8 protein-coding genes are annotated in these 14,731 nt (G+C 34.2%); 4 read left to right on the top strand and 4 right to left on the bottom strand.

Features of this window, described 5'->3' with window-relative positions:
• The first annotated feature begins 368 nt into the window (after window positions 1-368).
• The 4 genes from KHA90_RS08425 (at window position 369) to KHA90_RS08410 (ending at window position 8,005) form a co-directional block, all read left to right on the top strand.
• Window positions 369-3,431: a SusC/RagA family TonB-linked outer membrane protein gene (locus KHA90_RS08425; RefSeq protein ID WP_213297773.1), complete on the top strand. Its 3,063-nt coding sequence runs from the start codon at window positions 369-371 to the stop codon at window positions 3,429-3,431.
• Window positions 3,432-3,441: 10 nt separating this feature from the next.
• A complete protein-coding gene (locus KHA90_RS08420) occupies window positions 3,442-5,139 on the top strand; it encodes a RagB/SusD family nutrient uptake outer membrane protein (protein WP_213297769.1) in 1,698 nt (565 codons plus the stop codon).
• Window positions 5,140-5,221: 82 nt separating this feature from the next.
• A complete protein-coding gene (locus KHA90_RS08415) occupies window positions 5,222-6,532 on the top strand; it encodes a DUF3472 domain-containing protein (RefSeq protein WP_213297766.1) in 1,311 nt (436 codons plus the stop codon).
• 93 nt (window positions 6,533-6,625) lie between these two features.
• Window positions 6,626-8,005: a Gfo/Idh/MocA family protein gene (locus KHA90_RS08410; RefSeq protein WP_213297763.1), complete on the top strand. Its 1,380-nt coding sequence runs from the start codon at window positions 6,626-6,628 to the stop codon at window positions 8,003-8,005.
• Window positions 8,006-8,278: 273 nt separating this feature from the next.
• Here the strand turns inward: KHA90_RS08410 and KHA90_RS08405 are convergent, their stop codons facing one another.
• The 4 genes from KHA90_RS08405 to guaA all read right to left on the bottom strand — a co-directional run bounded on the left by KHA90_RS08405 (window position 8,279) and on the right by guaA (window position 14,503).
• Window positions 8,279-8,680 carry an OsmC family protein gene (locus KHA90_RS08405; RefSeq protein WP_213297760.1) on the bottom strand — a complete coding sequence of 134 codons (402 nt, stop codon included), beginning with the start codon at window positions 8,678-8,680 and terminating at the stop codon, window positions 8,279-8,281.
• Window positions 8,680-10,782 (bottom strand): LysM peptidoglycan-binding domain-containing protein, encoded by a 2,103-nt coding sequence (locus KHA90_RS08400; RefSeq protein WP_213297757.1) that lies wholly within the window; start codon window positions 10,780-10,782, stop codon window positions 8,680-8,682. Before KHA90_RS08400 ends, KHA90_RS08405 begins: the two co-directional genes overlap by 1 nt.
• A 97-nt stretch (window positions 10,783-10,879) precedes the next feature.
• A complete protein-coding gene (locus KHA90_RS08395; protein ID WP_213297754.1) occupies window positions 10,880-12,793 on the bottom strand; it encodes a lytic transglycosylase in 1,914 nt (637 codons plus the stop codon).
• Between the two features lie 180 nt (window positions 12,794-12,973).
• Window positions 12,974-14,503: a glutamine-hydrolyzing GMP synthase gene (guaA, locus tag KHA90_RS08390; RefSeq protein WP_213297751.1), complete on the bottom strand. Its 1,530-nt coding sequence runs from the start codon at window positions 14,501-14,503 to the stop codon at window positions 12,974-12,976.
• Window positions 14,504-14,731 lie beyond the last annotated feature (228 nt).

The raw sequence follows: 14,731 nt of genomic DNA, 5'->3' as shown, positions 1-14,731 counted from the left end.
TTCTCTAAAAAATAAATATTATATATGTGAATAAGCACAAAATAAAGGAGTGTGCTTTTTGTGTCTTATTTTAGAAAAATCTCATCTATTCAAATCAAAAAAAACGTTTAGCATAATTTTATGTGCTCGAGAACACTAATATTGTGTGTTCGAGCACATTTTTCGTGTTTTTTCTTGTTTAATAAAAATATAATCAATAGTTTCGTCGAACAATAAAAAATTAGAACGTCTTAATTTTCTCTTTTTTATTATTCTAAATCTCTTTTTCAGACCATCAAAAAGGCGAAAAATGATGCGTTAATTTTAAAAAATATTCAAATAAATAACCAGGCAAAAAACACATTAATTAACCAAAACCAAACCAGAGTATGAAAAAAGTATTCTCCAAAAAACCTGATAATTCAAGGTTGTATACTGTACTTGAAAAAAGCTTAAAAGCGACATTACTTTCATTATTGTCTTTAAGTTTTCAAATTACAGCTGCTGCACCCTTAAAAGAAATTCCGGTTAACGAAACCAATTTACCGGCATTTCAAAAAATAACAAAAGGAAAGGTTGTAGACGAAAAAGGAATTCCTGTTCCCGGAGTAAATGTTATTATAAAAGGCACAACAAACGGAGTTCAGACGGATATGGATGGAAGTTTTGCTATTGAAGTTTCTAATCCCAATGCGATATTAGTTTTTACCTTTTTAGGAATGCAGGATCAGGAAGTTCCGGTAGGAAACGGCATTATTAAAGTCATAATGAAGGAAGCCGGTGAACAAATGGACGAAGTTGTAGTTGTAGGATACAGTAAGGTTAAAAAAGAGAGTCTAACCGGATCATTACAAACTTTAGACAATAAAAAAATCGTTGATGTAACAACTTCTTCGGTTGAAAATATGTTAGCAGGAAAAGCTACGGGAGTATATGTAAATACGGGTGGCGGACAACCCGGAGCGGTAGGAAAAATAATTATTCGCGGAAGAACAACCGTTAACGGAAGTACAGATCCTTTATGGGTAATTGACGGAGTTATTGTGGGGAATACTTCTGCAAACATGAATCCATCTGATATTGAAACGTTAACGGTTCTTAAAGATGCGGCTTCGACTGCTGTGTATGGTTCACAAGGTGCAAATGGTGTTATTGTAGTAACAACAAAAAGCGGAAAAGCAGGTAAATCTAAAATTAGTTTTTCGGCTAAAACGGCATTAACGACCATCAATAACGGAAATTTTAAAATCATGAATGGATCGCAATTGTATAATTTGTACGATTCGTTTGAAAATAAACAAGATTTTGAAAATGTCTGGTGGTGGAATCCTGAATTAAAAAACAAAAATTTTGACTGGTGGGATAATGCTACACAAACCGGAATTGCTGAAGATTATAATTTATCAATCAGCGGTGGCGGAGAAAATTTCAAAAGCTACGTTTCTCTTGGTATTTATAATGAAGAGGGTGCCATAAAAGGTTATGAATATAAAAAATACAATGGTTTAATAAAATTTGAGTACAAACCAATTAGTTGGTTTACACTAAAACCTCAGGTAAATTTAACACGGGAAACAACATATGACCAGCAACATTCTGTGGGTGCACTTTATGGCAATATGCCTTGGGACAGCCCGTATCTGGAAGATGGAACTTTGGTAGGAAATGCCCCAAACCCAACTTGGGTAAATACAACGGGATCGAACTATTTATATGATTTAAAATGGAATTATGGTGAATCTGAAGTTTATACTGTTAGAACAAATCTTGATTTTGATATCAAATTAACAAGTTCGCTTACATTTGCTTCTGTTAACAATTACATTTTTGGTAATTCTAATTCAACTTATTATTCAGATCCGCGTTCTTCTGCCGGAGAAGCAGTAAAAGGGAGAATTGAAGATAATTTTGCCACATATAACAGAATCTACACTAACCAATTAGTAAAATTTAATAAATCATTTGGCAAACATGACTTTAATGCTCTTGCAGGTTATGAGTGGAACGAATACAATTCAAAATTCAGTAATAGTGTCGCCACTGGAATTCCTCCCGGAATTGTAGTTCCGGATGCTGCTGCTGTTCCTGAAAAAGTGGCGGGTAACAGATCACAATGGGCGGTACAATCCTTGTTATCGAATGTGAATTATTCGTATGACAATCGTTATTTGGCGCAAGTTTCTTTCCGTCGTGATGGGGCTTCAAACTTTGGGAAAAATGCTCAATATGGTAACTTTTTCTCTGTAAGTGGCGGTTGGAATATTCACAATGAATCTTTTTTTCATGCCTCTTATATCAATAATTTAAAGCTTAGAGCCAGTTATGGTTCAGTAGGAAATCGTCCTAACAGCCTTTATCCTCACCTTCCTTTATATTCTTTTTCGCAAAGTTATAATGAAAATCCGGGAGCGCTACTTTCACAATTGGCAAATCCTGATTTAAGCTGGGAAAAAACTTTTACAGGTGGCGTAGGTATCGATGTAAGTTTTTTTAACCGCGTAAATATTACGCTGGATTATTACAATAAAAACACATCAGATTTATTATATCGGGTTCCACTTCCGGGAGTTATTGGTGTGACAAGTATCTGGAAAAATGTTGGCGCTGTAAACAACAGAGGTTTTGAAGCGTCTGTTAATGTTGAAATAATCAAAAATGAAAATTTACATTGGTCTGTAGATGCAAATATTGGCACTAATAAAAATAAAGTTACAAGTCTTTATGGTGATAAACAGGAAATTATTGTGGGAGATGGAACTGGTATTTCAGGATCAGCATCAAAACTGCTAACTCCGGGAAAAGATGTTGACAGCTGGTATTTGACAGAATGGGCTGGCGTTGATCCTGAAAACGGAAAACCATTATGGTTTACTACAAATGCTGCAGGTGAACGTGTAAAAACATCCAATTATGGTGATGCTTCTAAAAACCAAAAAGTAATTGGAACGTATACGCCGGACTTTTTTGGAGGATTTTCTACTAATGTAAATTACAAAAAATTTGATTTTGCTGCTATTTTCAGTTATTCAGTAGGCGGTGAAATTTACAATTATGCCAGAGCCGAATTCGATTCTGATGGCGCTTATACAGACAGAAACCAAATGAATCTTCAAAGCGGATGGAGCCGTTGGGAAAAACCGGGTGATATTGCCACGCATCCGCAAGCACTTTATAACAATTCAAGTAACTCTAATAAAGCATCATCACGATTTTTAGAAACCGGAACTTACTTAAAAATGAGAAGTATCACTCTAGGATATAACCTGCCTCTGGAGCATCTTCATATTACGAATTTAAGATTGTATGTCGCCGGTGAAAATTTATTTACAATCACTCATTATTCCGGAGTTGATCCAGAAATACCTCCTGCAAATGGTCTTATAACTGGTGTTGCGACACAAGTATATCCTCAAACACGCAAAATTGTATTAGGACTTAACTTAACTCTTTAAAAACAAAATCATGAAAAAGATATTTATAATATGTTTGGCAATTAGTTTCCTGTCCTCATGTGATTTAGACAGAGAGCCATTTGATTCCTACACACAAGATAAAATTCAACAAGATAAAGAAGCTTCTATCGAGGTTTTATTAAACGGATGTTATGCACAATTAAAAGGATGGTCTGATGTTATGCACAGAGTTGGAGAATATCCCGGCGATAATATTATGATTAGAGGAACCTCTACAGATTCATTTTATTCTTTTATATCCTATCAGCACATTCCTGATAACGGCCGTTTATCTGTTTTCTGGAATAACAGCTACAAGATTATCTCGCAATCAAGTGATTTGATTAAAATCATTGACGAAGGAGAAAGTGCTACGATAGATCAGCAATTAGGTGAAGCTTATTATTTAAGAGGTATGATTTATTTTTATTTGTGCCGTACTTATGGAAGACCATATTCACAATCTCCTGAAACTAATTTAGGAGTGCCAATTGTAAATGGTTTACCTCCGGATTTAAATAATCTTAACCTTCCGGACAGATCAACAGTAAAAGATACCTACGCTCAGGCAATTAGCGATTTGAAAAAAGCCGAATCTTTAATGACCACCGACAGACCAGCAGCTTATGCAACCAAAGAAGCCGCGCAGGCAATGCTTTCAAGAGTATATTTATACATGAGCGGAACGTATGAAACTCCTAATCAGGAATATGCAGCATTATCAATAGAATATGCAAATAAGGTAATTACAAGCGGAAAATATACTTTACTGAGCAGAGAAAGTTTTATGAAATACAACACTTATGCACCAGATTCTGATGAACAAACCGAAACTATTTTTGCAGTAAAACAAGTAGCATCTGAGTTTTCCGGTTTTGATCATTTTTACGGAATTGGCGGAATGTATGCCAATATTCAGGGACAAGGCTGGGGCGAAATGTATGCGAGTGCGAAATATCTTGATTTGCTAAGAAAATCCGGATTCAAAAAAGATGCTCGTTGGGCTTTTATCGATCCTCAATATACAACAGATGATGCAGGAAATAAAACCGAAGCTTTCCGTTTTGTAACCGATGTTTATAACACAGGCGGCACCCAAACCGGTTACAACTATATTCAGCAACCCATTAAGCAAAATACCGATGGTTCATTTTATATCACAATAGGCACCACAAATTACAACCTGACCACAATTAACGCAGCCGATAATCAATATTCAATTGTATATGAAGGAAAAACGTATACAGGTGAAAAAGATTATATGATGCTATTAAACAGGGTTTATCCAATGTATTACATCACAAAATGTTCCCTTCAAAATAATGATTCACACTTGCACTCTCCTATTATTTCAAGATTAGCCGAAATGTATCTGAATATGGCAGAAGCATATGCAAAAAAAGGAGATTACAATAACGCTTTAACCAACCTGAATATTATTCGCGAAAGATCGATTATTGGCGGAGGATATACTTCATTAAATACTGCAAATGCTGTTCAGCGTATTGACGAAGAACGCCAGTTAGAATTAGCTTTTGAGGCACATCGCGGTTATGATGTTTACAGAAACGGACAAACCATGACACGTCATTATCCTGGTCCGCATTTGCCAATGACGGACTGGCCGGCTTCAAGTTTAAGAGTGGTTCAATATATTCCGCAATCAGAAATTAATGCTTATCCCGGAACTTTAACCCAAAATCCTTAATTATTTAGAATTGTTTTGTTTTAAAACCTCTTTGATTTTAATTGGTCAGAGAGGTAATTTTAAAAAAATAACCTCATTATCAATGAAAAACTTATTTTACTTAATTCTGACCTCATTATTAGTATCTTTTTCTAGTATCGGAAAAAGCGAAACAGATCCTGTAATAAATCCGAAAACCAAAATTTCAATACCATTGGCAGGAAACGCTTACAGCTCTAAACATTTAGAAGAAAACAACACAATTACTGATAATGGTATCGAAAACTGGACAAATTCTGAGGAATATTTTACAGTTTATTTCAGAATTTCCAAAGCAGGAACTTTTCAATTAACAGTCGAAGAATCGGTGGAAGTATATGGAAAATCAGAATTGGAGTTTTCGATTAATAACGAAGCTAAAAAAGTAAAATTTGATACTTCAAAAAAAGCAATAACAATAGGAACCTGGAAAATCAATCAGCAAGGTTATGTTGCTTTGAAAATAAAAGGAATAAGTAAAACAAATGATCGCTTTCCCAATATAAACCGATTGACTATTTCAAGCGAAGATTATGAAGGAAAAATATCGTATGTCCCCAATAACGAAGGCAATTTTTATCATTGGGGACGTCGTGGGCCATCAGTTCATTTGAACTATAAGGTTCCTGAAAATGTAAACGCAAAGTGGTATTATAATGAACTTACAATTCCTGAAAACGAGGATAAAATTGGTTCGTATTTTATGGCAAATGGTTTTGGAGAAGGTTATTTTGGTATTCAGGTAAATTCGGCATCAGAAAGAAGAGTTTTATTTTCGGTTTGGAGTCCGTTTAAAACAGATGATCCGGCAAGTATTCCAGAATCCCATAAAATCAAAATGCTAAAAAAAGGCGAAAACGTGCATACAGGCGAATTTGGTAATGAAGGTTCCGGTGGTCAAAGCTATCTGAAATACAATTGGAAAGCAGGTACAACTTACAAATTTCTATTACAGGGATTTCCGTTAAACAATAATACCACAACTTATACCGCCTATTTTTATGCACCTGAATTGGATAAATGGCTTTTAATCGCTAGTTTTAATCGTCCTGAAACCAATACTTATTTAAAAAGGTTTCACTCGTTTTTAGAAAATTTTATTCCGGAACAAGGAGATTTATCGCGCAAAGTACTCTTTAATAATCAATGGGTTTGTGACGAAAAAGGAATTTGGTCAGAAATAAATTCGGCACGATTTACAACTGACAATACAGGAGCAAAAGAATACCGAATGGATTTTGCAGGCGGAATTGACAATACTTCTTTTTATCTAAAAAACGGAGGCTTTTTCAATGATTATACAATGCCTCAAACAACATTTACAAGACCTTTAAATAATAAAAAACCTGATATAAATTTTGACACATTACCTTAAAAGTCTTTTTAAAAACAAACAAATTACATAAAACAATAATTCCTAATAATTAGTATTTCGATTATCATCATTTCAAATCAAATTAATTCAATTATGAAAACTAGTATTTTAAAATTCATGTTAGTAGCCTGTCTTTTGTTTGAAGCAACAATCGCATCGGCACAAATGATTAAAACAAAAGCTCCGGCTCGTTCAAAAGGTCAGCAAGATGTTTTGCGTTTAGCAACAGCACCGATTCCTACTGTTCGCGTGGCTTTTATAGGACTTGGAATGCGTGGTCCAGGAGCAGTTGAACGCATGACACATATTCCAGGTGTCGAAATTGTGGCACTTTGTGATATGTTAGAAAAAAACACACAATCAGCAAATGAAATTTTAACCAAACAAGGACTTCCTAAAGCACAAGAATTTTTTGGTGATGAAAATGCATGGAAAAAAGTCACAGCTTTGCCAAATGTTGATTTAGTTTATATTGCCACAGATTGGAAACATCATGCATTAATAGGCGTTCAGGCAATGAAAGACGGGAAACATGTAGCTATCGAAGTTCCGGGCGCGTTGACTATGAAGGAAATCTGGGATCTTATTGATACTTCTGAAAAAACCCGTAAACATTGTATGCAACTTGAAAATTGCGTTTATGATTTCTTCGAATTAACGACATTAAATATGGCACAACATGGTTTGTTTGGAGAAATCCTTCATGCCGAAGGTTCGTATATTCACGGACTTCAGCCATTTTGGGGAGAATACTGGAACAACTGGAGAATGGATTACAACATTAAACATCGTGGGGATGTATATGCCACGCACGGAATGGGTCCAGCGTGTCAGGCATTGAATATTCACCGTGGAGATAAAATGAATTTCTTAGTTTCTATGGATACAAAAGCAGTTGGAAATCCTGCTTATATCAAAGAAAAATCAGGGCAGGAAATTAAAGATTTCAGAAACGGAGATCATACTATGACCATGATTCGTACTGAAAACGGAAAAACAATCCAGATTCAGCATGACGTTACTTCTCCTCGCCCATACAGCAGAATGTACCAATTAAGCGGAACTAAAGGTTTTGCAAACAAATATCCGTTAGAAGGTTATGCTTTAGATGGCAAAGAATTAGGCGACGATGTAAAACCAAATCACGAAAAATTAAGCGCGCATTCTTTTGTTCCTGAAGAGGTTAAAAAAGCATTGATGGAAAAATACAAACATCCAATTGTAAAAAATATTGAAGAACAAGCTAAAAAAGTGGGTGGCCATGGCGGAATGGATTTCGTAATGGATTATCGTTTAATTCACTGTCTGCAAAAAGGGCTTCCGCTTGATATGGACGTTTACGATTTAGCCGAATGGTCTTGTTTGGGTCCTTTAACTGAAATCTCTCTTGACAATAATTCTTCTCCTGTAGAAATTCCTGATTTCACGCGTGGCGGATGGAACAAATTACAAAAATTAGAATTTTCAGAATAATATAACCCGTTGGTTGTAAATATTTAACACATAGAAACATAGAATTACTGAACTCAAGAAAGGCATTTCACTTGCATTAACAAACATAGCTATGTGGGAGAAACAAGTTTCTTTTTAATTTACTTTTTCAAAACATAAAATCTATGTTTCTATGTGTTTAATTATTTTACTTATGCATTACCCCCAACGCGTTAATATTTTTTATTGGTTAGTTATTAAAACGAGAAAAGGGCACTTTAAAGTGCCCTTTTCTTATTTCATATTGCAAATAAATTACTTCCAGTTAAAAGTAATTACTTTTTCGATTTCACTTGATAAACTCAAAAATACCGGACAAGTCATTGCGGCACGTTCCAGAATAATTCTATTTTTTTCATCGGCGTCGCTTTTCATTTCAAAAGCAATTTCGATTGCTCCAATTCTTCTTGGTTCAGCATTCATTATTTTAGTTACATCAGCTGTAGAACCAATAAAATCTACGTTTAAATCACGGGCTTTGATTCCCATAATAGTCATCATGCAGCTTGCTAAAGCATTTGCAACTGTATCAGTTGGAGAAAACGCTTCTCCTTTTCCGTTATTATCTAAAGGTGCGTCAGATATGATTTCACTTCCTGATTGCACGTGAATTGATTTTGTTCTTAAATCTCCTAAATAGGTTACTTTTGATGTCATTAATTTGCTACTTTTAAAGTTAAGTCAGTATCGTAATATAAAATATAAACACCTTTGTTAGCGTGTCCTCCATCTTCTTTTTTATAAAATTGAAATTTATTGTCAACTTGTTCCGTTGTCATTAAATCTGCCGTTTCCTGATATGTTTTTCCCTGAACCAAACGCATCATTGTATCAAAAGTTACATCAAATCCGCGTGTTGCATATGTATTAGGATTCACTTTATTTTTCAATCTGTATTCTTTGTCAAAGATTGTAACAGCTGCTTCGTCACTTTCGCGGGTTACAGACGGATACATCAATTTTAATTTAACCAGATTATCAAAACTAATTTCATCTGTGTCAAGCGTACTGTTTGGTTCTAAAATTACCAATTGTACCTGACATGTTCTTTGCGAATCAATTAAGGCTTTGATAGTTGTTTTAATCATAGCGGTATTTCCCGTTTCCATTACTACATAATTCATTCGGTTAGGCAATAACAAACTTTTTAAATTTGCTACATCCAGACCGCCCGTTTCTGAAAGTGCTGCAAAAACAACACCTTTTTGATTTTGTTTGATATAATTAATAACCGATTCTTTCTTTTTATCTACAACCGCAACTATGTTTCCGTTTTTAGAACGCATATAATCAAAAACTGCATTTCGAACAACATCATTTGTTGGAATCGTTTGATACAAATTATCAATTGGATTCGCTGAATCTTTAGATAATGGAGAAATCACAGGAACGTTGTACATGCGCAAAGTATTTGCAGTTGCTTCGGCATTGTTTTGATAGAATGGTCCGATAACCGCATTTGCATCTTGTAATTTATTCTGAGCAATTAAAGACGAAACATTTGAATTCGTTTTGGTTTCCTGCGAATCATAAATAGCAACATCAATTGGTAATTTCAACGTTTTAGCCGAATCAATTGCCATCATTGCTCCTGAATAAAAGTCAAGAGTCATGTTCAAAAATTTATCATTTTTAATACGATTGGCAGTGCTCATCGTATCGTTTTGCATTTTATTCAAATTAAAAGGCAACAATAAAACCACTTTTTTACGCTCGTTTTGTCCTCTCTTTTTATTCAGTTCAACTACTTCCGGATTAACGGTAACTGTTTCAGACTTTACTTTATCAATAATCTGAATTGAACCTCCTGTATTGGTGTTTTCTATAGGTTTTTCAACAGGTTGCTGTTGTTGTTGCGGAATAATTGGAGCAGGTGCTAAATATCCTGTTGGAACTTTTAAAACCATTCCTTCTTTTACTCCTTCAGAAAGTGCAGGATTTAATTGAGTCAATTCTTCCTGAGTCAAATGAAAAATTCTTGACAAACTATATAATGTCTCTTTCGGTTTCACCTGATAGTCCATGTAAGTAGTCGCTTTTTTAGAAGTTTCTGCTGCTTTTTTAGTTTCAGTCGGTTTTGCAGTATTTGCAGTAACGGCTGGAGTTGAAGCTTCCGTTTTAGGCGCTTTTCCTTTTATGGTTAATCTAAAACCAACTGGCAAATTTGAAACAATTTCAGGATTGCGTTTCTCTAATTCTTCAATTGAAATCCCGTATTGTTTAGCAATTGAAAACTTAGTTTCTTTTGCCACAACATCATGATAAACGTATTTATTATCCTGAGCTTTTTCTTTAGCAGGTTTTTCTGCCGTTACAGAGGATTTTGCTTTTGAACCTTTTGCAGGAATAACCAATTTCTGTCCTATTTGGACACCGCTTTTTTCCAGACCTGGATTTGCCGCTTTCAAAGCTTCATCAGAGATATTGTATTTTTTTTCAATACTATAAAAAGTCTCTTTTGGTTGTACTTCGTGAATTACTTCTTTTGTATTTGCGCTCGTTTTTGCTGCAACAGCTTCAGATTTAACCGCAGATGATTTCGCATTATTGGTTGGAATCAGCAAAACTGTATTAGGAGAAATTCCTCTTCTTGCATCTGGATTCAATGCATAAATATCATAAGGCGTAACCTTAAATTTAACAGCAATCTGGTTAACCGTTTCCCCACTTGTAACAGTATATTTAATGACTTTTTCTTGTGAAAAAGCAGAAAACGTTATAAAAAAAACAAGAAACAATAATGTTGAATAATATTTCATAAATAAGACTTAAAACAATTTAATTTTTAATTCAAAACAAGATACTCAATTCTCTTCAAAGCAAGATTCTTGCCACTTGTTATTTTATCGCTAATAATTATCTAAGATCAATTTCTGCCTTAGCAATTATAATCTCTTTATATAACTCATCTTCTTCATTTTTCTTGCATTTATACAAGACTTCTTCCATATTTTGATACTTATCTGCATAAACATAGTACGAAAGACTATTAATATTAAAGAAGAAACTAGCGTTAAAATCGCCAGAATCAATGAGTTTCATAATGAGCTTATCTCTTAGCGAGGAGTCTGTAAATATACCTAAAACTAAGTAATAGCCGTTTGAAACTTCTTTAAGATTATCATAAACTTCAATCTTTACTTTTATATCTGTTTTAAGAGGGTTTTCCTTTAGTTCACGCTTCATTTCTTCCAGCGAAACTGTTTTTGAAGATTCAGATGAATTTGTTTTATTTTGATTTTTAATGGCGTCGTCCTGATATTTTTTCAATTTTATCAAAGCCAGTTTATCATCAAATTTTCTGGCTTCCATACTATAATAAGTAGCTTTACTAATATGTCGTTTTACTTCGATTTTTTTCTGAGTATCAAGCGAATCTATTTTGGCAATCAAAAGCTGGTTTTGTGCATCACCTTGTTCCTGATTTATTTTATAGCGTTTTATTTCTTCTAAAGAAAGTCGTTGTTGTAAAGAAGTTACGTTATTATTTTTTTCGCCTTCGCGGATTTTCTTCTTGTATTCCTGATTTTCTTCAACAGCAATTTTCTCCACTTTATTCATTAAACCAGCATATGCTTTTCGGTTTTCAGCCAGTTCTTTTTTTAATTGAGATGATAATTCACTGGTTTGTCCAATGCTTGCATACGATTGTTTTTCTAAACGTTTTGATTCGTCAACATTTAAAATATCCATTCTTTTTAAATCAACTAAATCATTATTCATCGTGTTTACCAATGAATCTAATTTTGCCATTAAAATATCCTGAACATTTTTATTCGCTTCAAGAACTAATCGCAGTTTTTCAACCGAATTTTCCTTAGAACCGTTCATATTATTCAGATTGACTTTTAAATCATTGATCTTGATAATTTTCTGATTCATTTCTTTCTGAACAACCAATCTGTCTTTTAAATCTTCTAATTCAACCGTTTTGGCTTTTCCTTTTTCAACTACAACTTGTTTTTCGGCTAAAGCCAACATCAATTCTTCACCTTCAGTCGTTGCTTTTACTTCCTTTGTATTAATGGCTAATTTATTGCCAACAATTAATCCGTTTACGATTTCAGGGTTTTGGGATTCCAACTGATCAATTGAGATTCCGTATTTTTTTGAAATCGAAAATTTGGTTTCCTTTGGTTCAACCACATGAAAAATAGTTTCCTGATTTATTACACGAACTCTTCCATCTAAGGTTTTTCTTTTGTTCGGAATTGAAATTGTCTGACCAATTTGCAATCCGTTTTGAAGAACTTCCTTGTTTAGATTTTCTAAATCATTAACCGAAACATTATATTGTCTGGCAATACTAAACAAAGATTCCTTTGCAACAACCTGATGGGTTACTTTTGAAGAAGTTGTTATTTCTGTTTTAGAAAGATTTGCAATATTCTGAGGAATAATTAATTCCTGACCAATCTGAAGTCCGTTGGCAAGAATTGGGTTTGCATTTTGAAGCGCTTCTACAGAAACATTGTATTGTTTTGATAAACCAAAAAGGGTTTCTTTTGCACCAACAATATGAGTTATTTGCTGATCGTGATTTTGTTTTTCTGCGGGGTGAACGGGAATCTTAATAATTTGATTGTCTTTGATTCCGCTTTCCGACTCGGGGTTGAGTTTGTAAATTTCTTCGACAGAAACCTTGTATTTCTGGGCAATAAAATAGGCAGTTTCTCCTTTTTGAATTTTGTGTTCAATAATTGAATCTTGCGCAGTTATTTTGTTAAAAGACAAAATAAAGACAAGAGAAATCGTTAAAAGTTCTCTCATAAATAGTAGGTTTAAAAAATTAGGGCTTTACAAATGTAACTTAATTTTAAAAATAGCACTATTATCACCTGCATCTTTGTTACAACTTAGAACATTAAATATTTTTGCCTAATTAATAAAACAAAAAAATGCCCATAAAATATGGACATTTTTTTAATCTATTATAATGATAATCAAGCTTTATTCCCACTCAATTGTTGCCGGTGGTTTTGAGCTGATATCGTAAACTACACGATTCACGCCTTTTACTTTATTTATAATGTCATTAGACACTTTCATTAAAAAATCATACGGTAAATGAACCCAGTCAGCAGTCATACCATCAGTAGATTCAACGGCTCTAAGCGCTACTACTTTTTCGTAAGTACGCTCATCGCCCATCACACCAACACTATTTACAGGAAGCAAAATTGCTCCGGCCTGCCAAACTTTGTCATACAATCCCCAAGATTTTAATCCGTCGATAAAAACGGCATCAACATCTTGTAAAATCTGAACTTTCTCCGGGGTAATATCTCCTAAAATTCTAATTGATAATCCTGGTCCCGGGAAAGGGTGTCTTCCTAATAATTCAGGATCTATTCCTAAAGTAGCTCCAACTCTTCGAACTTCGTCTTTAAACAACATTCTAAGTGGTTCTACAATTTTTAATTTCATATAATCCGGCAATCCACCTACATTATGGTGTGATTTAATGGTTGCCGATGGTCCTTTTACAGAAACCGATTCGATTACGTCAGGATAAATAGTTCCCTGCGCCAGCCATTTTACGTCTTCGATTAAGTGTGATTCATCATCAAAAACTTCGATAAATACACGACCAATTGTTTTACGTTTGGTTTCAGGATCACTAATTCCGGCTAATTCGCCTAAGAAACGATCTCCGGCATCTACGCCTTTTACGTTCAATCCCATTCCTTTATATTGATCTAATACATTTTGGAATTCGTTTTTACGTAATAAACCGTTATTTACAAAAATACAGTATAAGTTTTTTCCAATTGCCTGATGTAATAAAACTGCCGCAACAGTAGAATCTACTCCGCCGGAAAGTCCTAAAACAACTTTATCGTTTCCTAATTTCTCTTTTAATTCTCCCACCATTTCTTCTACGAAAGCACCTGGTGTGAAGTTTTGAGGAACTTCGGCAATATTTACTAAAAAGTTCTCCAGCATTTTTGATCCATCTGTAGAATGGAAAACTTCCGGATGATATTGAATAGCATAAGTAGTTTCGCCTTCAATTTTGTAAGCAGCAAATTCTACATCATGAGTACTTGCTAATTTCACCGCATTTGTTGGTAAAGCCTTGATACTGTCGCTATGACTCATCCAAACCTGGCTGTTTTCTGAAACGCCATTAAAAAAAGTTTCACCTTCTTTAATATAAGATAAATTGGCTCTACCATATTCTCTGGTGTTCGAAGATGCTACTTCACCTCCACTAAAATGGGCTAAGTATTGTGCTCCGTAACAAACTGCCAACATAGGTAGCTTGCCTCGAATTTGAGATAAATCAGGATGTGGAGCATCTTCTCCGCGAACAGAAAATGGGCTTCCTCCTAAAATTACGGCTTTATAAGGTGATAAATCACTAGGAAAGTGATTGTAAGGGAAAATTTCGCAGAATATATTTAATTCGCGAACTCTACGCGCAATAAGCTGTGTATATTGCGATCCGAAATCTAAAATAAGTACGTTGTGTTGCATGCGCAAAAATACTTTTTATATTTCAATCTTAAAAATCGGAACAATGAAAAATTTTATTTTTTTTTCATTGTTCCGATTTTAGGTTCAAAGGTTCAGAGATGCAAAGGTTCAGAGGTTTAAAATCTATGATTTTATTAAGTCTTTTCTTTATTACTCTTTGAACTTGAAAAGAAAAAACATAGTCACTTAGCATCTTAGAAACTTAGCGCCTTCAAAAAAACCTTTGTA

This window comes from Flavobacterium psychroterrae (assembly GCF_018380615.1).
GTDB classification, from domain to species: Bacteria; Bacteroidota; Bacteroidia; order Flavobacteriales; family Flavobacteriaceae; genus Flavobacterium; species Flavobacterium psychroterrae.
This window is presented reverse-complemented; position numbering and strand designations above follow the sequence as displayed.